Source organism: Virgibacillus carmonensis (assembly GCF_057836705.1).
Genome location: NZ_JBYQFJ010000008.1, coordinates 59,866 through 81,523, shown reverse-complemented (window position 1 = coordinate 81,523; position 21,658 = coordinate 59,866). Strand labels below are relative to the sequence as shown.

22 protein-coding genes are annotated in these 21,658 nt (G+C 37.1%); 4 read left to right on the top strand and 18 right to left on the bottom strand.

Annotated features, from left to right (window positions below):
- Positions 1–324: 324 nt before the first annotated feature.
- The 4 genes from AC3G7N_RS08565 to AC3G7N_RS08550 are packed head-to-tail and all read right to left on the bottom strand — an operon-like array spanning position 325 to position 3,936.
- Positions 325–1,266: a siderophore ABC transporter substrate-binding protein gene (locus AC3G7N_RS08565; protein WP_489421734.1), complete on the bottom strand. Its 942-nt coding sequence runs from the start codon at positions 1,264–1,266 to the stop codon at positions 325–327.
- Positions 1,267–1,290: 24 nt separating this feature from the next.
- Positions 1,291–2,049 carry an iron ABC transporter ATP-binding protein gene (locus AC3G7N_RS08560; RefSeq protein ID WP_489421733.1) on the bottom strand — a complete coding sequence of 253 codons (759 nt, stop codon included), beginning with the start codon at positions 2,047–2,049 and terminating at the stop codon, positions 1,291–1,293.
- A complete protein-coding gene (locus AC3G7N_RS08555; protein WP_489421732.1) occupies positions 2,043–2,993 on the bottom strand; it encodes an iron chelate uptake ABC transporter family permease subunit in 951 nt (316 codons plus the stop codon). Before AC3G7N_RS08555 ends, AC3G7N_RS08560 begins: the two co-directional genes overlap by 7 nt.
- The gene (locus tag AC3G7N_RS08550) at positions 2,983–3,936 is read right to left on the bottom strand and encodes an ABC transporter permease (RefSeq protein WP_489421810.1); all 954 of its coding nucleotides are present in this window, start codon (positions 3,934–3,936) and stop codon (positions 2,983–2,985) included. The genes AC3G7N_RS08555 and AC3G7N_RS08550 overlap by 11 nt, the downstream gene beginning before the upstream one ends.
- Before the next feature lie 298 nt (positions 3,937–4,234).
- Here AC3G7N_RS08550 and AC3G7N_RS08545 point away from each other — a divergent pair, with 298 nt between their 5' ends.
- The 3 genes from AC3G7N_RS08545 (at position 4,235) to AC3G7N_RS08535 (ending at position 7,278) form a co-directional block, all read left to right on the top strand.
- Positions 4,235–5,197: an ABC transporter substrate-binding protein gene (locus AC3G7N_RS08545; protein ID WP_489421731.1), complete on the top strand. Its 963-nt coding sequence runs from the start codon at positions 4,235–4,237 to the stop codon at positions 5,195–5,197.
- Positions 5,198–5,287: 90 nt separating this feature from the next.
- Complete coding sequence (locus AC3G7N_RS08540) at positions 5,288–6,289, top strand: FecCD family ABC transporter permease (protein ID WP_489421730.1); 1,002 nt, start codon at positions 5,288–5,290, stop codon at positions 6,287–6,289.
- On the top strand, positions 6,286–7,278 hold the full coding sequence (locus AC3G7N_RS08535; RefSeq protein WP_489421729.1) for a FecCD family ABC transporter permease: 993 nt from the start codon (positions 6,286–6,288) through the stop codon (positions 7,276–7,278). The genes AC3G7N_RS08540 and AC3G7N_RS08535 overlap by 4 nt, the downstream gene beginning before the upstream one ends.
- Before the next feature lie 46 nt (positions 7,279–7,324).
- Here the strand turns inward: AC3G7N_RS08535 and AC3G7N_RS08530 are convergent, their stop codons facing one another.
- The 7 genes from AC3G7N_RS08530 to AC3G7N_RS08500 all read right to left on the bottom strand — a co-directional run bounded on the left by AC3G7N_RS08530 (position 7,325) and on the right by AC3G7N_RS08500 (position 12,343).
- Positions 7,325–7,534 carry a hypothetical protein gene (locus tag AC3G7N_RS08530; RefSeq protein WP_489421728.1) on the bottom strand — a complete coding sequence of 70 codons (210 nt, stop codon included), beginning with the start codon at positions 7,532–7,534 and terminating at the stop codon, positions 7,325–7,327.
- Between the two features lie 29 nt (positions 7,535–7,563).
- Positions 7,564–8,295 (bottom strand): class I SAM-dependent methyltransferase, encoded by a 732-nt coding sequence (locus AC3G7N_RS08525; RefSeq protein WP_489421727.1) that lies wholly within the window; start codon positions 8,293–8,295, stop codon positions 7,564–7,566.
- A 26-nt stretch (positions 8,296–8,321) separates the two neighbouring features.
- Positions 8,322–8,585 (bottom strand): YesK family protein, encoded by a 264-nt coding sequence (locus tag AC3G7N_RS08520; protein ID WP_489421726.1) that lies wholly within the window; start codon positions 8,583–8,585, stop codon positions 8,322–8,324.
- A 26-nt stretch (positions 8,586–8,611) separates the two neighbouring features.
- The gene (locus tag AC3G7N_RS08515) at positions 8,612–9,061 is read right to left on the bottom strand and encodes a GNAT family N-acetyltransferase (protein ID WP_489421725.1); all 450 of its coding nucleotides are present in this window, start codon (positions 9,059–9,061) and stop codon (positions 8,612–8,614) included.
- Positions 9,062–9,179: 118 nt separating this feature from the next.
- Positions 9,180–9,722 carry a hypothetical protein gene (locus AC3G7N_RS08510; RefSeq protein WP_489421724.1) on the bottom strand — a complete coding sequence of 181 codons (543 nt, stop codon included), beginning with the start codon at positions 9,720–9,722 and terminating at the stop codon, positions 9,180–9,182.
- Positions 9,723–10,056: 334 nt separating this feature from the next.
- The gene (locus AC3G7N_RS08505; protein ID WP_489421723.1) at positions 10,057–10,290 is read right to left on the bottom strand and encodes a hypothetical protein; all 234 of its coding nucleotides are present in this window, start codon (positions 10,288–10,290) and stop codon (positions 10,057–10,059) included.
- A gap of 337 nt (positions 10,291–10,627) precedes the next feature.
- Positions 10,628–12,343, bottom strand: coding sequence for an ABC transporter ATP-binding protein (locus AC3G7N_RS08500; RefSeq protein ID WP_489421722.1), 1,716 nt, complete (start codon positions 12,341–12,343; stop codon positions 10,628–10,630).
- Positions 12,344–12,498: 155 nt separating this feature from the next.
- Between AC3G7N_RS08500 and AC3G7N_RS08495 the strand changes: the two genes are divergently transcribed.
- Positions 12,499–12,876 carry a DoxX family protein gene (locus AC3G7N_RS08495; protein WP_489421721.1) on the top strand — a complete coding sequence of 126 codons (378 nt, stop codon included), beginning with the start codon at positions 12,499–12,501 and terminating at the stop codon, positions 12,874–12,876.
- Between the two features lie 298 nt (positions 12,877–13,174).
- Here the strand turns inward: AC3G7N_RS08495 and AC3G7N_RS08490 are convergent, their stop codons facing one another.
- From AC3G7N_RS08490 to AC3G7N_RS08460, 7 genes are all read right to left on the bottom strand, one after another.
- Positions 13,175–14,383 (bottom strand): S1C family serine protease, encoded by a 1,209-nt coding sequence (locus tag AC3G7N_RS08490; RefSeq protein ID WP_489421720.1) that lies wholly within the window; start codon positions 14,381–14,383, stop codon positions 13,175–13,177.
- Positions 14,384–14,422: 39 nt separating this feature from the next.
- Complete coding sequence (locus AC3G7N_RS08485; RefSeq protein WP_489421719.1) at positions 14,423–15,220, bottom strand: MBL fold metallo-hydrolase; 798 nt, start codon at positions 15,218–15,220, stop codon at positions 14,423–14,425.
- Positions 15,217–16,155 (bottom strand): two-component system regulatory protein YycI, encoded by a 939-nt coding sequence (locus AC3G7N_RS08480; RefSeq protein WP_489421718.1) that lies wholly within the window; start codon positions 16,153–16,155, stop codon positions 15,217–15,219. Before AC3G7N_RS08480 ends, AC3G7N_RS08485 begins: the two co-directional genes overlap by 4 nt.
- Positions 16,136–17,452 carry a YycH family regulatory protein gene (locus AC3G7N_RS08475; protein ID WP_489421717.1) on the bottom strand — a complete coding sequence of 439 codons (1,317 nt, stop codon included), beginning with the start codon at positions 17,450–17,452 and terminating at the stop codon, positions 16,136–16,138. Before AC3G7N_RS08475 ends, AC3G7N_RS08480 begins: the two co-directional genes overlap by 20 nt.
- A complete protein-coding gene (gene walK / locus AC3G7N_RS08470; RefSeq protein ID WP_489421716.1) occupies positions 17,449–19,275 on the bottom strand; it encodes a cell wall metabolism sensor histidine kinase WalK in 1,827 nt (608 codons plus the stop codon). Before walK ends, AC3G7N_RS08475 begins: the two co-directional genes overlap by 4 nt.
- A 6-nt stretch (positions 19,276–19,281) precedes the next feature.
- A complete protein-coding gene (yycF, locus tag AC3G7N_RS08465) occupies positions 19,282–19,986 on the bottom strand; it encodes a response regulator YycF (protein WP_489421715.1) in 705 nt (234 codons plus the stop codon).
- A 163-nt stretch (positions 19,987–20,149) separates the two neighbouring features.
- On the bottom strand, positions 20,150–21,439 hold the full coding sequence (locus AC3G7N_RS08460; protein ID WP_489421714.1) for an adenylosuccinate synthase: 1,290 nt from the start codon (positions 21,437–21,439) through the stop codon (positions 20,150–20,152).
- Positions 21,440–21,658: the final 219 nt, after the last annotated feature.

Here is a 21,658-nt window from a genome sequence, read left to right as displayed (position 1 = left end):
GATATCCACTTAAGTATACTTTCTTATCCGTGTGAAATAATCTTATAATTTCCCGGGAAATATCGACAATTTATGACAGTTTTTTTTCTACTTCTTCTCACAGTCAGGCTATTCATTTTTAAATTATCTCCATGTTAGTTTAACAAAAACTAATTTTTTATTGTGCGAATTTTTCACTTATGCACAATCCATCCACAGGTTTTTGGGGATAACTGTGTGGAAAAGTTGATTTCATGCTGTGGATATGTCATTCCAGGAAAAATGTGGATAACTTTTTTCAGCAAAAAAGGCAATCAATACTTGATCACCTTCTCCACATTCCTATTACTTCAAACTGCTTGCTATTTCATTTACCATTTCCTGAACGGAAACTAATCCTCCACCAGATAAATACCAATAATTAGGGTCCAAGTAAACAATGTTATCATTTTTGTAAGCACTTGTTTTCTTGACTAGTTCATTTTCAACCACCTGTTTAGCAGATGACTCACTTCCAACTACTGCTCCGCGATCAATAACGTAAAGGATATCCGGATTTTTTTCAACTACATATTCAAAGGAAACATTCATCCCATGTGTGGATACCTCAATGCCCTCATCAACTGGTGGAACACTGAAAACGTCATGGATTATACCGAATCTTGAGCTCGGACCATAGGCACTGATTTTATCATCATTTGCTAGCGTGATTAATGCTTTTTTATTACTTGCGGCTGCTTTTTCCTGTAAATCTGCTATTGATTGCTCGATGGTTTGTAATTCTTGATTAATTTCATCTTTTTCACCAAATACTTCACCAATTTTTTCCAGGTTTTCTTTGAACGAATCCATATATCTTGTTGTATCAACACCAAGATATACAGTTGGTGCTAATTCCTGTAATTGCTCATATAAAGAAGATTGTCTTCCTGAAATAATAATCAAATCTGGATCGATTTGTGCCAGCTTTTCAAAGTCTGGTTCTTTTAAGCTTCCGATATTTTCATAGTCACTGCTTTCGTATTTATCTAAATATGTAGGAATATTACCTTGTGGTACACCTGTTACTTTAATTCCAAGCTTATCAAGTGTGTCAAGTGTCCCGTAATCAAATACAACTACTTTTTCAGGGTTCTTGGTAATCTCTGTCTGTCCTAGTTCATGTTTCACATTTATTGTTTCCGGCTTATCTGAACTACCATTTGTTTCACTTGCATCAGTTCCTCCGCACGCGGCAGCAAATACAGCTAGACCACTCAATATGATAACTAATAAAACTTTTTTCATTTTAATCAACCTCTCTTTTGTTTTTTAAGCAAAATATACACAAATACGATTATCATTAATAGTTTGAATGTTAATATCCATGTCATAGATATCCTTTAAAACACTTTCATCAATTACATCACGTGTTGGTCCTTTTTTTACTACTTTTCCATCTTTTAGTGCAACGATTTGGTCGGAGTAACACGATGCAAAATTTATATCATGAATGACAATTAAAATAGTTTTGCCAAGCTCATTTACTAACCTCCTCAAGGTTTTCATAATCTGTACAGAGTGGCGCATATCCAGGTTATTTAACGGTTCATCCAGCAAAATATATTCGGTATCTTGGGCAATAACCATAGCGATATATGCACGCTGACGCTGCCCACCACTAAGCTCATCTAGGTATTTCTCTTGAATTTCTTTAAGTTCCATATACGAAATTGCTTCATCGACTTTTGCCCAGTCTTTCTTTGTTAATTTCCCTTGTGAATATGGAAATCGTCCAAAGGAAACAAGCTCTCGTATCGTTAACTTTAAATTTATCGAATTTGACTGTTTTAATATGGAGACTTTTTTAGCCAATTCATTGTTCTTTGCTTTGGTGACATCCTGACCATCAATTGTAATAACACCCGCGTCCTTGGTAATTAATCTGCTGATCATAGCTATTAATGTACTTTTACCAGCGCCATTTGGCCCAATGAATGACGTGATTGTGCCTTTTTCAATCTTTATTGAAACATCGTCAACAACACTTTTCTGGTTATATTTTTTTAACACACCTTTTATATCTACCATGATTTATTCTCCTTTAATAAAAGATAGATGAAGTAAACACCGCCAACAAAGTTGATAATGACGCTGACCGTTGTTTGGAAGGTAAAGATTTCCTCGACAATGAACTGTCCACCTAGCAACGCGATAATACTGATCAAGATTGATCCGATAATTAAATAAAAATGACGATACGTTTTTACAAATTCATATGCCAGATTGACTACTAGGAGCCCAAGAAATGTAATCGGCCCAATTAACGCTGTTGCAATTGAAAGTAATATGGCAACAACTATCAATAATCGCTTTACAACATAGTCATATGGAACACCTAAGTTGATTGCTTGATCCTTACCTAAAGCCAACACATCCAGATACTTATAAAAACGCATGAAGTACAGTATCACCAGCACCAGTAAACCAAAGGATAAATAAACAAGATCCTCATTAACATTGTTCACACTCGCAAACATGCGGTCACGTACTATCATGAATTCATTTGGATCAATCAAGACTTGCATAAAGGAAGTAAAGCTACCGAAAAATGTTCCTAAAATCATTCCGATTAACAAGAGAAAGTAGATGTTGGTATTTTCTCCACTGAATAAAAAGCGATAAAGAGCTAATGAAAATAAAATCATCAATCCAATCGAAATAAAATAGTTAATATGGCTGTTCATCATCACAAGGGACTGAGAACCAAACACGAATATGATAAACGTCTGCAGCAACATATAGAGTGAATCAAGTCCTAAAATACTCGGTGTTAAAATACGGTTATTTGTAATGGTCATAAATACCGTAGTTGATAATGCAATAGCTGTTCCCGTAATAATAATTGCAACGACTTTCATAATCCGTCGGGGTAAGATATAGCCAATATTGCCACTTAAATCGTATAGTATGTATATCATGGCGATGACCAGTGCAATAACTGCCAGGATGATTGTCTTTTTCTTATAGCCCATATTTCTTTCTCCTTAACAGTAAATAAATGAATATCCCACTTCCAATAACGCCAACCGTTAAACTTATTGGAATTTCATAAGGATAGATAATTACGCGACCAACGATATCGCAAAATAGTACGAATATAGCTCCTAGCAATGCTGTATGTATTAAGCTCTTCTTCAAGTGGTCACCCTGATATATGGTGACTATGTTTGGAATAATTAATCCAAGAAACGGAATAACCCCAACGGATAAAACTACTGATGCTGTTACCAATGCAACGATAACTAACCCGATATTAACTACCTGTCGATAGTTCAACCCTAGATTTTTGGAAAAATCCTCTCCCATTCCAGCAATGGTAAATTTATTTGCAAATAAATACGCAATAATTAAAATTGGAATGCTGACATACAAAAGTTCATAGTTACCACTCATAATCATCGAAAAATCGCCTTGCATCCATGAAGACATATTTTGAATGAGATTATTCTTGTATGCAAAAAATGTAGCAAGAGAACTAATGATGTTCCCGAACATTAACCCGACCAATGGGATGAAGATTGCATCCTTAAATTTTATTTTCTCAAGAATTTTCATGAAAATAAAAGTCCCAAGTAAAGCAAATGCAAACGAAACAAGCATTTTTTGCAATGGGCTCGCTGAAGTAAAAACCATCAATGAAACTAAAATTCCTAACCTGGCAGAATCAAGTGTTCCAGCTGTCGTTGGTGAGACAAACTTATTTCGACTAAGCTGTTGCATGATTAAACCACAAATACTCATGCTCATTCCCGCAATTAGGATGCTAATTAATCGCGGTATCCTGCTGATCATTAAAATTTCTAGTTGTTCTTTCGTTAAACTAAAAACTTCCCATGGAGCAATGTCCGAAACACCTATAAATATAGAGCAAACGGATAAAAGAGTAAGCGCAATAAACAAATAGAGAATTTTCATAGTCAATCCTTCTTTATAGATGTTATTAAATGCCATCCGAACTAACTAATAATGATATTCATTATCAGTTAGATGACATAAAGTGATTATAGCACAGTTAAGAAACCCGTCAAGAATAATTTTGAAGAAAAAACGAAAGGTGTTAGATATTTTATCAAGCAAACTCTCACCTTCAAATACTGTTAATTTGTAAAATTGTAGAAATACGTATAAAAAAGTGTGGACTTTTATATTGATAATGATTATCATTATTATCAGAGTATAAAACGCATACAAATACTATGCAGGAGGTTACATAATGAAACAGAAGCAATTATTTTTTTCCATTGTTATGATGTTTGGTCTTTTTGCCTTAGTTGGATGTGGTACAGTTGGTGGTGACGGCGATGATACGACCATGGCTGACAAAAAAGAGGAATCAAGCGAAGATACCATCACTGTTAAGCATGAAATGGGTGAATCGGTAGTACCTGCTAATCCGAAAAAAATTGTTGCGTTAGAATTTTCCTATGTAGATGCATTAGCGGCACTTGAAATCTCACCAGTTGGTATCGCGGACGATAATGATAAGGACCGAATTATTGAACCAATCAGCGAAAAGATTGATGACTATACCTCAGTTGGAACACGTAAGCAGCCAAGCATGGAAATCATTAGCTCGTTAAAGCCTGACTTAATTATTGCGGACCTTCAACGGCACAAGGATGTCTATGAACAGCTTTCAGAAATTGCGCCAACAATCATGTTGAATTCACTGTCAGCTGATTACGAACAAATTTTGGAAGGCTTCGAAAAAATTGCCCACGCTGTTGGTAAAGAAGAAAAAGGAAAAGAAGTATTAGAGGCGCACAAGAAACGTATGGAGGAAATTAAATCAAAGGTTCCTGAAGACGAAAATCGAACAGTGCTGCCAGCTGTTGTTACGACTGACGGATTTTTCGCCCATAATATGGCTTCCTATACCGGCTCATTACTTGAATCAATTGGTCTGAAAAATGCGATACAGGATGGCAGCGACCGCTATAATAAAATTAATTTAGAACAAATTGTAAAATTCAATCCAGATGTATTTTTCTTCATGCAATCCAGTGACGAAACCATTGTTGATCAGTGGAAAAAGAACCCACTATGGCAAGATATAAGTGCTGTAAAGAATGAACAGGTATACACAGTCGATCAAAATACATGGTCCAGGTTCCGTGGGTTGATATCATCTGAAGCAATTTTGGAAGAAGCAGTAGAAAAACTTTACGGCAATTAATCTTGGGCGAGATACTATTTCTCGCTCTTTATTTTGCCTGTTTATGGTACAGTATGTGAAAAATGTTCTTAGTAAATGAGGGAATATTTTATGGAATCAAGAAAGATGCTATCAAAGGTGCTTTTATTTATAGTTGTGCTTCTGTTATTACTTCTCAGTTTGATGGCAAGTCTGCGTATAGGGGCTGTATCTATTGATTTTGGGGCTGTTTTCCAATCATTTTTTTCAGATGAACAAACAAAAGAATTTTTAATCATACAGAATTTACGACTACCCCGTGCGTTGATAGCCGTTATTATCGGGGCTAGCCTAGCAATCGCAGGAGCAATCATGCAAGCAATTACATCGAATCCATTAGCATCACCGCAAATATTTGGAGTGAATGCCGGAGCCTCCTTAGTGGTTGTCCTAAGTCTAGTATTTCTACCAAGCATCCCTCCAAGTTCCCTGGTTTATTTTGCTTTCCTTGGCGCAATTTTAGGCGGATCTATTGTTTATTCAATGGCGTCAAGCACTGGTGGGACGTCACCTATTAAGCTAGCATTAGCTGGTATAACCGTGCATTTATTTTTATCTGCCATTATTGAAGGTATTGTTCTGTTCCACGAAGATTCTACGCAAAGTGTGCTGTTCTGGCTTGCTGGTGCAATTGACGGGACAAGCTGGAATGAGGTTCAAATCATCTGGCCTTGGGCGACAGTCGGTATGATTATTGCAGTGGTATCAGCGAGGCAACTTACTATTCTGGGCCTTGGTGATGACATGGCAAAAGGGCTCGGTCAAAATGTTGCTGTGATTCGCTTGTTTTTCAGCCTACTTGTTGTTGTTCTTGCTGGAGCCTCTGTATCTGTAGCAGGTCCCATTGGGTTTGTAGGGTTAATTATCCCACATATCGCCAGGAAGTTAATTGGGATTGATTACCGCTACCTCATCCCGTTTTCCGGACTGCTTGGCGCATTGCTTTTAGTCAGTGCAGATGTGCTGTCACGTTTTATTGCATTCCCAGCTGAATCACCAGTAGGGATTGTTACCGCATTAATCGGAGCTCCATACTTCTTATACCTGGCACGCAAAGGGGGTAGGGAGGCATGAGCAAGAAAAAAATCACCCCTAAAGCACGCTTGCTGTTGCTAATTTGCATAACGTTGATTATCGCAATTTTAGCTATTGGTGTTGGTGCTGTGTTTATCAGTCCTGTTGAGCTGTTTCAATCAGTTGGTGGTGGAGGAAATGATAGTGCTAGTTTTATCATCATGAATTACCGATTGCCGCGAATTGTTATGGCAATCCTTGTCGGAGCGGGGCTTGGTGTTTCTGGTGCAATTTTACAAGGAATAATTCGAAATCCACTAGCATCACCGGATGTTATTGGAATTACCAAAGGGGCTGGCCTAGCCGCTGCAATCGTCGTGCTGCTTTTCCCACATGCACCAGTCATTATGCTCCCGGTAGCAGCCCTTGCAGGTGCTGGAATCATTACAGTTATTTTATATCTCTTTGCTTATAAAAAAGGCGTTAATCCTTCGACGTTAGCACTTGTCGGTATTGCGCTGGGCGCGATTTGCCAGGCTGGTATTCAATTTCTAATGGTCAAATTCCCAATTCAAATAAATGCTGCGCTTATCTGGTTAACTGGAAGTCTATGGGGGAAAAGCTGGAATGACATATTGTTGTTAACTCCATGGATTGTTTTATTGATTCCAATTAGTATATTGCTGGCAACCCGGTTAGATATTTTAAATCTAGGTGATGATGTGGCAGAAGGTCTAGGCGAGAATACTAAACGAACAAGGTTAATTCTGCTCATTATTGCAGTCGCGCTAGCTGGATCCTCAGTGGCAGTTGTAGGTTCACTTGGCTTTCTCGGATTGATTGCACCACATATAGCAAGACAGTTGGTTGGAAACAGGCATGGTCTGTTACTGCCAACCTCAGCAGTAACAGGGATGCTCCTTCTGTTATTAGCCGATGCATTAGGCAGGGGTCTGGCGCCGCCAGCTGAAATTCCAGCTGGGATATTTACAGCTGTACTTGGTGCGCCGTATTTCTTGTTTTTATTGCGGAAGTTGAAGGCAAAATAATAAAACGAAGGAGCTTATTTAAAAAGCTCGTTCGTTTTTATGTTACCTAAACTGCCTCCAAAACTTGATTTCCGTTCTCATTAAACTTGTCTTCATTCTCATTATAGAAATAATCTTGAACCAGCAGATAGATCATAATCGAAAAAAATATAAACGTTCCGGTTACAACCAAGACGAGAAAGGATTTTAAAATGATGCTTATTACTTTAATCCATTTATGGCCGAACCACTTTCTTTCTGATTCGAATATTTGCATCGTTCCACCACCACTTTAAAGATTTGCCCTTATCTATCAATACAATCAAATGTTTTTCCGCTTCTTGCTTTAATAATTAAAAAATGGGGGTTTTCCATCAATTTTTTATATGAATTAGGACTTTTTTCGTTCATTGATTCTTGGGGCTGGGGCTCTACTAGCTGTTGAATAGAAAAAAACTGTGTAGTTGTATTAATGATATCCTGCAACGACCTTCTATAAAAGCTTACATCAATTGTTATAGTTGGTTTATTCCAGGTTTCTGTTAGTAGCCTTTTCTCAAAATAGTCCGCAACATCGTATCTAGTAAAGTCCATAAAAGGATGATGTACAGAAAATAATAAAGTTCCGTTAGGCTTTAATACTCGATTAAATTCACGAAACATAGATTCCCAATCCTTTATATAATGAAGGGTTAATGAACTTAGAATAAAATCAAATTGATCACCTTTAAACGGTAATTTCTTTTGCAAGTCATGGCAGAAAATAGTTGCTTTATCTCCCAACCTTCTTTTAGAGGCTTCTACCATTTCTGAACTCAAATCAATTCCCGTTACGGTTGCACCACGGTCAACTAATGCTTCTGAATACCAACCAGCTGAACATCCAGCATCAAGAACATTTAATCCATTTAGTTTATTCGGAACTTGGTTTATCATTGCTGGACGCTCATAATCTGTATTGTATGGGCTCTCCTGATCAATATTTTCTTCATAGGTTTTAGCCAAATCATTGTAAGTTTGTTTTGTTGAATTTTCCATGAATATTCCTCCCATGTTCACTTACTCTAGGTTTCCTTTTTATCGGTCAGGTACAATACAGTTGCACTAAAACAAAATATAATTAGTGAAAGAAGCATGTATGCGGCTCCTTCAATGCCTTCTATTTGCACGTTTCCTATATACATCAGGTAGATAGAAACCAATAGAGAGACTATACAGGGCGAAAACACTACCAGTCTCGATTTATCCCTTTTCCTAAATTGACGAGTTAATAGAATAATAGCTGCTCCTATAAAACATCCTATAAACGCGAATACAAAAAATAACAACTTACCCAACTCCTGACGGCAACTTTTTACTCTATTACAGATTTTTTAAATACATAGCTTACCTTATTATAATTCATTTTCTCCTCATAAAAACGATGCGCATCTGCGCGTTTTAAGCCCGACGATAGAGCTACACTTTGATAATTGTTTTCTCTCGCCCATTCATGCACATATGTAAGAAGCTTTTCGCCAAAACCATTTGACCGCATACTCTCATCTGTTACTAGATCACATACCCAAACGAAGCGACCATAGTATAAAGTGATCATCGGTTTAAAGCCAACAACCGCCGCTATTCGGTTATGTTCATATAAAGCAACCAACCTGTACATATCTTTTTCTCTAGCCTCTCGCACAAGCTCGAGATACGTATTTTCATTTAAGTGATTTCTCAATTGTTTCATTACTGTAAAGCCGTTCAAAATCTCCTCATCAGATATTAACTCCTTAATTGTAATTGCAGTATGATTATCCATAAGTATCCGCTACCTCTCATCATCTAATCCATTTCATAAGTCTTTCATATAAGATTCTCCCTTAACTTTCATCAACCAATTACCAATTATGTCTTTCCATTGTTGAAAAGACTTTAAGTTACTGTTGTTTTACATCGATTGTAAGACTGGTTGATTTATCTTTAATGGTTAATGTAACATTTCCGGTTTCTTCAAACGTATAAGGTGATAATTTGTAGATCTTCTTAATTTCATTTACAGAAATACCTTCTATCGATGACACACTTGGGGTCCAACTGATTTCTTTTCCAGATGGATAGGTTACAAGTATCTCTGCCTCATCGCCCAGGTTTAGCTCTTCCCAAGAAACCAGACTGACTTCCGTCGATTGATCTACTGTTACTAATCCATCGGAATAATAACCGATGTCACCAATATCTCCAAAAACAGTATAACTACTACCATTTATACTAACGTCAATAAATGGTGGTTGATAGGTGATTTTCGCATAAACCCCATATGCAAGCGATAAAACTGACGCTATAGTCAGACCAATCATGAGTTTTTTAAAACCACTATTTGTGAAACCGCTCATCATATCAGAAGCACCCGCAAACTTATCTAAAAACAATAAAACAATAATGACCATTACAATACAAATACCAACGATAATATAAAACATTTAATCATTCCTTTCATGTTTTGTACCTTATTCTTATCGATTAGCCTTTTGCATCTGAGTAAATATTAATTATGCCTATTGCAATTAGTGTAGTTATGAACATCAGCGGAATGGATAATAAAATAGTGATCTTATTATGCCACCCCTTAACTATCCTTCAAGCATTTTTAGATAAGGTATTTCTATGCATTCAACTATTGCAATTTAATTGTATAAGCTTTCCTGAAGGATACTTTTTTGTAAATTATTTAACTCTGATTCTATGAAGGATTCAAATTGAAGATGATGCATTTTGTATAATTGTTTTTCTAACATATCAATTTTAGTTTTTAGATTAACCATCACGAAAAACAACACATTGAATCAAGGTCTCCCTAGATGGCTGAAAAGATTGTGCGAATATTCCTTCTCCTTCTTTCGCTGGTTTCCTTTTTAATTCATTAATAAATCTATCCATATGCACTAATCTCGGAATTGATTCAACTAATTTAAGTGTGCTGATTACAATTGCCTCCTTATCAGAGCTGACACACTGTGAAAATTCCTCAACAGCTTGAAAAGAAAACAACCATCGTAGTCCTTTTGCTAGAAGCGCAGACCCAGACCTCCGTCACGTTGCAAGAGGGAACCTATGGTATACCTGTGTTTACATAATCGAATACACTTGACTTCATAATTTTAAAAAAAGTTACTACCATTTTAACATTAACCATATCTAATTATTATAAAATTTTGCGTAATTTTTGTTAAATAATTTCTTCCCCTCACCAATGACATTCACCCCTTGGGCTCTTTTGACCCTAAGCGTAGAGTATGTTCCTTCTCTTAAAACTTATGATTTACGCCAAACCAATAAGTCATAAAAAAGAACCCAGCAACATTTAGCTAGGTCCTTCTTATGAAAATTAACGCATCTGCACTCTATGCAAGTTAGCAAAAATGCCATCACGCCTTATCAGTTCTTCATGGTTACCCTGTTCTGCTATACCTTCTTTTGTGACAACCATGATACGATCGGCATTCTTGATGGTCGCCAGGCGATGCGCGATAACAAGGGTTGTGCGGTCTTTTGCCAGTTCGGTTAATGCTTTCTGGATAATCATTTCAGTTTCTGTATCGAGTGCTGATGTTGCTTCATCCAGGATTAGAATCGGTGGGTTTTTTAAAAACATCCGCGCGATAGCTATCCGCTGCTTCTGTCCACCCGAAAGCTTCAATCCACGCTCTCCGACTTGTGTTTCATAGCCATGTGGAAGTTCGGTAATGAATTCTTCCATATGGGCATCTTTTGCTGCTTTTTCAATCTCTTCATTTGTTGCATCAAGTCTGCCGTATGCGATATTTTCTCGTAATGTGCCGGTAAATAAAAACACATCCTGTTGCACGATTCCGATTTGATGACGGAGCGATTCCTTCGTCATGTCACGTAAATCAATTCCATCAATACTGATTGCACCACCATTTACATCGTAAAAACGCGGGATAAGTGAACAAATCGTCGTTTTCCCTGCACCAGATGGACCAACAAATGCGATGGTTTCTCCAGCCTCCACAGAAAAGCTTAAATCTTTCAATACAGCTGACTGCGTTTTTTCATAACCGAATGTCACGTCATCAAACTTGATGTCACCTTTTAATGAGTCAACATTACGAGCACCCTTGCGATTAACTACCTCCGGACTGATATCAAGCAAATCAGTGAATCGTTTAAACCCGGCCATTCCTTTTGGATATAGTTCAAGCAGCGCACTAATTTTTTCAATTGGTTTGAAAAGAACGTTTGTAAATAAAATGAATAATACAAGATCGCCACCTGAAATTTCATTGTTGAAGGTTAGCCATGAACCTACGACCAATACAATCAGAACGATTAAACGCATCATCATATAAATATTCGAATGAACAAATGCCATTACTTTATAGGCGCTGATTTTAGCTGAACGAAAGCTATAATTATCCTTTGTGAAACGGGCCATTTCATGTTTTTCATTAGTGAATGACTGGACAACACGTACACCAGATACAGCGTCTTCCACACGTGCATTCACATCTGCTATGTCTGTGTACATCTTTTTCCAAGCTGCATTCATTTTGATGTTACTGAAAGTGATTAACCAAACTAAAATAGGTACCACAAACAGAATAATTAAAGCAAGTTTGGCGTTGTACGTGAACATAATCCAGAACGCCCCAACAAAGGTCATAATAGCAATGAAAAAGTCTTCTGGTCCATGATGAGCAAGTTCGCCTATATCAAATAAGTCATTTGTGATTCGGCTCATAATATGTCCGGTTTTTGTATTGTCAAAAAATCGAAACGACTGCTTCTGGACATGGTTAAATAAATCCTGACGCATGTCCGTTTCAATATTAACCCCAAGCTTGTGCCCCCAATAGGTGACAACGTATTGAAGAAATGTACTAAGTAAGTATACAAATAATAGCCCAATACTAACGAGAACAATTAAGTCCCAGTCTTTAGTTGGGATTAAGCTATCAATAAATTTTTGAACTGCTACAGGAAAAGCTAGTTCCAGTATTGCAACGATAACTGCACAACCGAAATCTATCATAAATAATCGCCTATGCGGCTTGTAATAGGAGAAAAAACGTTGTATCACGTGTTGCACTTCCTTTTCAATATGTATGTATACAGCAAATTATAAGTGTAATCCTGTTGAATGGCAATAAGAAGGTGCTTAGATACAATCTAAAAAAGTACTTGGCAATGTTTGCTTACCCTTTGCATATACATTAGAATCACTGGGAGGTGTTCATGGTGAAAATGCCAATGGCAAAATGGATTTGCTACGTGGTTGGTTATGTGTTTATCATTACTGGAATCGTAAAGCTATTATTCGATGACTTCCAAACAAATTTCAATAGTTTAGACTTGCCATTTCCAGAAACATTTTTGTTAGTCGTAGCCATTACGGAAATTGTGTGTGGTGCCTTAATTGCTGGCAGATTTTATGTAAAAGAAGCTTCACTACCACTTATTATTATTATATTAGCAGCAATCTTACTAACCAAACTGCCTTTTCTTACAGATCAAGGATTCTTCCAATTCCTCTATGCAGCAAGACTTGATATTGTGATGTTGGTCTTATTACTTTTACTTTGGAACCATGTACGGGGACAGAAGTTTCGATGATGAATTTTAAAAATGCGGTGCGCATTTAAAGCACCGCACTTTTTCTGCTTTAAATTCAGAAAATTTAACTTATCCACAAACTTATGCACATATGCACAAATGTTCGGGTGTGAACGACCCACCACTTATTGAAAATAAAATTCGATTATCATGGAAAATTAACGGTTAACCGTGACATCACGGTTATTCTGCTTATCAACATTCATACTGATTTATCATTTCAACTTATCAACATTCAAGTTAAAGGTTAGCTGGACAACATAAAAACCACCTCCAAATGGAAGTGGTTTATTCAATGTTAACGTTGTTGTCCAAGCTTTATCGTTGCCGTTTGTTTTTCACTATCACGGTAGAAGGTGACTTTTAAATCATCGCCTACCTCTTTTTTCTGATAAAGGATTTTGCGTAAATCAATCATATTCAAGATTTCCTTACCATCTACATGTGTGATAACATCCAATCGTTCAAGTCCTGCATTGTCTGCCGGTGAAAGTCGCTCTACGCTCCAGACATAGACGCCACCTTTAACTCCTTTTGGAAGGCTTAACGTGCTATCCCACTCGGTTTGTGGTACTTCGTCGAGGGAATAAATTTCAACACCTAAGTATGGTCGGGTTATTTCCCCTTGTTTTTCAAGTTCATTCACAAGTGGTCTTGCAATATCAATCGGAATCGCAAATCCAATTCCTTCAACCGCCGTTTCGTTAATTTTCATCGAATTAATCCCAATGAGTTGCCCTTTTATATTGATTAATGCACCACCACTGTTACCAGGATTAATTGCTGCATCCGTTTGAAGGACCTCAGCTTGCCAGTCAGCACGACCGTCTTGATTAAAATCTTGTGGGATTGTCCGTTGCTTTCCACTGATGACTCCTTGTGTGACAGATCCAGAAAACATCATACCTAATGGGTTTCCGATTGCAATTGCTGGTTCTCCAACTTTCACATTATCTGATGAACCCATTTGAATGACTTGCTTTACATGTTTGCTATCAATACGCAACACGGCTAAATCTGAGAACAAATCACTACCTAGTATCTCTGCTTCAATATGTGTGTCATCAGACAGTACAATTTCCACAGTATCAGCGCCACTTACAACATGATGATTGGTAATTATAAATCCATTACCATCTTCCTTTTTATAAATGACTCCAGAACCAGTACCAGCTTGACTCTCTTGTTGTTGCCAAAAGTCCATCTGTTGTTGAATATTAACTACACCAACAACAGCCGGTGCAACCTTTTCTACAACATCCGTAATTTGTGTTGACACATCCACATTGACGTAACTGCTTCCAGACTCTTGATTCACATTCCCATCTTCAGACTGATCATCATTCATCCATGCTTGCGGAAAAGCATTTGATTTTAATAATGATGGCATTGCAATAACTACGACTAGGACGCCGATGATAATACCTATAAGTACAGGGAAAAGCCAGTTTTTTCTTTTCTTTCGTTTCCTATCTGGTGGTGGATATTGATTACTGTAATAATCCATCCTATCATCCCTTTCATCACACGTGGCGCCAAGCCTTACTTATACAACCTCATACAAGTCAGTTGCTTTCTTCGGATCTGTGTCCAAGATTTTAATTGTTTTATTGATTGCAACGCCACGCTCTTCTAACACATTGCTAACCGACATACGGGCTAGGTCTTTCATATTGTTATCTTGACTTAAATGTGCTAAATAAATACGTTTTGTTTGATTGCCAATAATATCATGTAATGCTAACGCACAATCTTCATTCGATACATGACCAGAATCACCAAGTATGCGACGTTTAATATTCCATGGATATCTTCCCATACGAAGCATTCCGACGTCATGATTTGCTTCGAATATATAGGCATCTGCATCTTCTACTGTTTTTTTAATACGTTCCGACACATAACCAAGATCTGTTACCAATGCAACTTTTTTGTTGTCATGACGAAAGGTATAAAACATTGGTTCAGCAGCATCATGTGAAACTCCAAATGATTCGATATCGAGGTCACTAAAGGTTTTTACCTCTTCCATATTAAAATGAAATTTCTGGTCCAATGCAATCTTGCCAATCGATCCTTCCATTGCCTTCCACGTTTTTTCATTTGCATAGATAGGTAAATTATATTTACGTGCGATAATTCCTAGACCTTTTATATGATCACTATGCTCGTGTGTAACTAATATACCAGTCAAATTTGCAGGATCAACACGCACTTCACTTAAAAGCTTATCCAATTGCTTTCCACTTAATCCAGCATCGACCAAAAGCTTCTCTTTTTCTGATTCTATATAAAAAGCATTCCCCGTACTGCCTGATGCTAATACACTAAAACGTAAAGTCATTCCAATTCACTCCGGTTTATTGATTGTAATCGTTCCTTTAACTGTTTTAACAAATACTCTTCTAATTCCTGATTATCATCAATTTTACTTACTTTTGATATAATGTTTTCAATCGAGTCCTTTAAAAATCCGACGTCATCACTTGAAAATATATATCCTTCAATGGCGTTAATAAAATAGTTTCGTTCATTATTAACGGATACTTTCCATGTAGGTGCAAATACCTGTGGGCCATCTTCAAGTGTTATCCTTGTATGGTAACTAATATCAACCTGTGTAATTTCATCATCCGTATTTAACTCACTTTTTTGATATAAAACACTAATAGCTTGGATAGCCTGCATTAATAATTCCTGACTTTCCTGTTTTACTATCTCACCTAGCAATGTTTGTGTATAAAAGGTTATTTCATTTTTATCATTTAAGAAAACAAGAACTAAACCATTCTGATTGAAATAGATAGGTCGGTTCTTTTTTTCCTGGAAAAAAATTAATACATTAAGCTCTTTATTCCATTCCCAAAATACATAGCTTTCAGGAGAAATAAGTTTTAGATTACTTCTTACTGATGCAACTATCTCTTCATCTGAGGCATCCTTTTGTATCGGAACGGGGTCTTTTAGTCTAGAAATGATAAATTCATTATCGATAATAGCCGTTTCATGACCTTCGACTGCTTTGACCATGGCACTATTTTCTTTACTAAATAGCTGTTGCTTAACAGATATATAGGAATCTTTTAATTCTTCCTGTGGAAGCTTCGGCGAAATTGTTATATTGTCTGCGGCAAGATTATCTTCAATCGTTGATTCTTGTTCAGGACTTAATACTTCATAATCAGCCTTTTCTTGCTTGAATACAAACTGAGTGAGTAAATACACATCAAGCACAAGAAAGCAGAGGATAAATAATGTTTTAATTTGACTCCACTGCATCTATCGCTCCCCCCTTTTCCCGCTCAAAATCAATAGGCTGCCAATTATCATTCATCTTTACAAACCACGCTGGATCAAGTGTTATGGAATAAGATGAGTTGTCATTATGCGTATACTTATAGCCTATTTTAATATCCTGTATTTCCCCAAGGTCATATGTCTCTGCAAATTCACGTTCCAAATAGGAAATCACCTCAACACCGGATTTCAGGTTTTCTTCTGATATAATCGTAATACCACTTTTTAAATTTAATAATGATCGGTGATATTTATATAGATTTCCATCCATCCCCCATTGCTGTTCAATAATAGCTAAATTGGAATCACTAAATGTAGGGTAGCCCTCATAATACATCCGGTAACGAACCATGTTTATTTTAGGGACAATCTTTACGAGCCTATAGTCGTCTGTCCACCCCATATGATCATTTATATTCATAATACTAGAATTCAATAATTCCTGTACATTAACCCGTTCACTTTCGGTGTGCGCAGAATTAACAAACTCAATACTCCGATCATTATTTAGGATTCTCATAACACGTGTACCATCATTATAATTGTTAACTCCCTTACTTAATAACGTGGTCTCACGAAATAACGCATCTGCTAATTTACTTGGTTCAATAAGAGCAGCTGTGAACTGTTCTTTTAACAATGAAACACTTTCAAGCGGGATATATATAGGTTGTATCCCTTTTTCAAAGGCTATCAATTTATTTAAGGCATTTTTCTCTGTACTAAATGACCATAACAAATTATAGCTACTTGTATCGTTTACAGTTGCTGTTGCTAACAGACTATCATTCTCTGACATAAAATGTAATTTAAGTGAAGAGGTATCTTGATCGAACGTAATTATGATTCGATCAAACGACCAATTAGGCAATACCACCGATTTCACATCATTAAATTTAAATAGCTTAGGTAAGATCTCCATTGGTACAGCCACTGGAAAAATAATCTCTATCTTTCTGCCATTAGTCAGCTGATCGGTTGCCCCCGTTTCTTGAAAGTCGTACAAAGACCACGACCGTATTTTTTCATATAACGTTTGCTGGTTCACGGGATCAGCAAAACCATGATGTTGGTCCTTCGAATGAAACAAAATTGTGCTCGGTTTAATAAGATCTCGTTTTTCCAATTCTCCTTGACCACCGATATTCACATCATTTGCAAATTCCTGACCTGGATTAAAATCATCATTTGGTTGAAAACTCCAAAGACCAAATGTAAGCAGTAAACTAATTCCTACTAAAAAGGTTAGTATAAAGGATTTTATCGACTCTAATTTCATGAGATATTCCTCCGCTTCTGATTCATTAGCGGAAGTGTAAAGAGAACGGTTGTCCCTTCACCTTCTTTGCTCTTAGCCCAAATTTTTCCATGATGCGCCTCTACTAGTTCCTTTGCAATCGCAAGACCTAAACCAGTCCCTCCTAGCTTACGGTTTCGCGCTTTATCTGCACGATAGAATCGCTCAAAAATCTTATCCAATTTTTCATAAGCAATTCCTGGCCCATCATCTTGAATACTTATAACCAGTTGGTACTTTTGTTTCTCTACCCTGAAACGGATAGCTCCACCATTCGGTGAGTACTTTACTGCATTTGAAATAATATTATCGAGAACCTGTGTCATCTTATCTTGATCTAAATAAACATAATAGTTACCAGTGGGAAGATCTCGAATAAGTTTAATTTTTTCATCAACATTCATATCAAAACGATCGATAATACGATGAAAATACGAGATGAAATCCGTTCGTTCTTTGTGCAAGCCATAATCTTTGTGATCCATTTTCGAAAGCTGCAGAAGGTCATTTACCATTCGAATCATTCGCTCTGTTTCATTTTGAGTAACATTTAGAAATTTTGGAGCAATCTCCTTATCTTCCCATGCTCCCTCAGTCAATGCTTCAATATAACTGCGCATGGTTGTTAATGGTGTTCTGAGCTCATGTGATACATTGGAAACAAACTCACGCCGTTCTTGTTCAGCTTTTTCTTGTTCTGTCACATCACTTATAACAGTAATAAATCCGGTGACTTCCTCATTCTCATCGGAAATAACCGAAAAGTTTGCCCGAACAAGAAAAATTTCATCATCCTCACTAAAATCTATAATCATTGATCCTGCATCCTGTAATTCTGAAATCTCAGTTACCTTGTCACTTAATTTTAGAATATCTAACAAAAAGTCACCCTTTACGTCATCTGGATCCCTTTCAATCAGTTTAGCAGCTGCATCGTTCATTAATGTGACAGCCCCCTTATGATTTGTTGCAATTACACCATCAGACATGTTGGATAGAACTGAGCTCAGCTTTCGGCGCTCTTCTTCAGTAGTTGCCTGGGAGTACCTCAATTTATCATTTAAATCGTTAAATGTTTCTGCTAGATTTCCAATCTCATCTGAACTATATACCTTTACCTTTTGAGAAAAATCACCCTTTGACATCGTTTTTGCTTGACGCCGCATTTCCTTTATTGGTTTGGTAATTGTTCTTGCGATCAGTACACCAATTAAAGCAGATACTGTAACTGCTAAAATCGATCCTTGAAGAAATATTTGATTGATGTTCTCCAGTTGATCATAGACGCTCTTCATGGAAGCTTCGACGTATATCGCGCCTACTACCTCACCACTACTATCTTTAAGTGGAACAGCTCGAACAAACACTCTGTTTCCTGACTCCGGGTCTACAGAAACATTGTTTTTGATAGATCCGTATAATAAAACATTTTGAATCGTTTTATCAGTGGTTTTTTCCCCAATATTATCCATAATAGAAATATCGTTTGTACCTAAAACACGACCTTGTAAGTTAACAACCTGCAAACTGGTTATATCTTCTGGGTCAACATCACTTACAATACTCTGAACTTCTTCCTCAAGGGTTATCTCGCCTTCAAGACGCTCTTTTGCAAAGGCTTGTTCCAAATTAAGGCTTAAGTAGTCTATTCGATCATTAATCGAGTTCTTGAAGTTGCCTTTTAGCTTTTCCTCCAAGTTACCTACAAAATAGGATCCAATTACTTGAATCGCAACAAGCAGAAGTAAAATAAAGATTATAATGAACTTTAATTGTATGGACCGAAAAAAGCCTACTTTCTTCATAAAAACCTACTCCTGTTCAGGATTTCGTAAATAATACCCAACACCTCTACGTGTAACAATCCAAGTTGGATTGCTTGGAGTTTCTTCAATTTTTTCACGTAATCGCCGAACAGTCACGTCGACTGTTCGTACATCTCCAAAATAATCATAGCCCCACACTGTTTCAAGTAGGTGTTCACGGGTCATAACTTGACCTATATGCCTTGCTAGGTAATGAAGAAGTTCAAATTCACGATGCGTTAATTCAACTTGTTCTCCATCACGCGATACAGCATAAGCGTCTGGATGAATAACCAGGCTACCAATAACAATGTCCTTTGTTGTTTTCACTGAATCATCTGGAACTGTTTGCTGACGGCGAAGATTCGCCTTTACCCTTGCAACGAGTTCACGGTTACTAAATGGCTTTGTCACGTAGTCATCTGCACCAAGCTCAAGTCCCAAAACCTTATCAATTTCGGAATCCTTTGCTGTCAGCATAATGATTGGCATAGACTGCGTTTTGCGAATCTCTCGGCATACTTCATTTCCATCTCTATTTGGTAACATAATATCTAATAGGACCAAGTCTGGTTTTTCCATTTCAGCAAGCTCGACCGCTTCATCTCCATCATAGGCACAAACCACTTGATACCCTTCTTTTTCTAGGTTGAATTTTAATATATCTGCAATTGGCTGTTCATCATCTACTACTAATATTTTTTGACTCATTTTCGCCACATCCTTTTAAGACATTCTTATTCTCTATTTTAGCGTACTTTAGCCTAAATGTCTTATTCTATACAAAGAAAAGCGTAAGACAGGAAAAAGACCAACTCATCATTTTAGCGAGTTGGTCTTTTTTCATCATTCATTTATAAATGATTCATGCACATCACGAGCTATATACACTTCGTACTACATTTGTTTGCATTCTGTCTGGTCCTACTGAGAAGATCGATAAAGGAATCTCTGTTAACTGTGAAATACGCTCCAAGTAATGGCGTGCATTCGCAGGCAAGTCATGAAGACTCTTTACCCCAGTAATATCTTCTGTCCAACCAGGCATTTCCTCGTATACTGGCTCACAGTCAGCTAAAACTTTAAGACTGGCAGGAAATTCATTCATCACCTGTCCTTTATACTTGTAGGAAACACATATCTTCAATGTTTCAATTCCCGTTAACACGTCTAGTGAGTTAAGTGATAAATCTGTGATTCCACTTACACGTCTAGCATGTCTGACAACAACACTATCGAACCAGCCTACACGACGAGGTCTTCCTGTAGTCGTTCCATATTCATTACCAACTTCGCGAATTTGATCCCCAACCGCGTCATGCAGCTCTGTTGGAAATGGTCCATCACCAACACGAGTAGTATAAGCCTTTGATACACCGACAACATGATTGATTTTCGTTGGGCCAACACCAGATCCGATTGTGACTCCACCGGCAATTGGATTGGAAGAAGTAACAAACGGGTATGTCCCTTGATCGATATCAAGCATAACCCCTTGTGCACCTTCAAACAACACACGACGGCCATCATCAAGTGCATCATTTAATACAACAGACGTATCTACAACATACTTAGCAAGCTGTTGCCCATATTCATAATACTCATCGACAATTGCATCAACGCTGACTGGATCTACTTCATATACTTTTTCAAACAAGCGATTTTTCTCATTTACATTTTGTTCTACTTTTGCCCGGAACGTTTCCTTATCCAGAAGATCAGCAATACGAATCCCAACACGTGCTGCTTTATCCATATAAGCAGGTCCGATACCTTTTTTCGTAGTTCCTATTTTATTTAATCCCTTTTCTTCTTCTTGTAGAATATCTAATTTTAAATGGTACGGCAAAATAACGTGTGCCCTGTTACTAATTCGCAAATTATCTGTATTAACATTACGTTCATGAAGATAAGCAAGCTCTCCAACAAACGCTTTCGGGTCAATAACCATGCCGTTCCCTAATACACAGATTTTATCTGAAAAGAATATTCCAGAAGGGATCAAATGCAACTTGTACGTAACTCCATCAAACTTGATTGTATGTCCAGCGTTATTTCCACCCTGGTATCTTGCAACAACTTCTGCATTCTGAGAAAGAAAATCGGTAATTTTACCTTTTCCCTCATCTCCCCACTGCGTTCCAACTACAACTACTGAGGACATCGTGCACCTCCACTGTATAATCATTTGTATTTTAGTAAGTAACAGCGTAATTTTATCAATTGTATACGAAATAGTCAAGTTAAAATACGAACATTGGGGTAAATGATTGCATTAACGTTCGGTAAAAAACAATAGCTGGTTGGCTGGGGTATTAGTTACAATTTGAGGGGGGTCTCGTTATCCTAATTATCGCACACAATCTCTCATTAGCACAGAGTT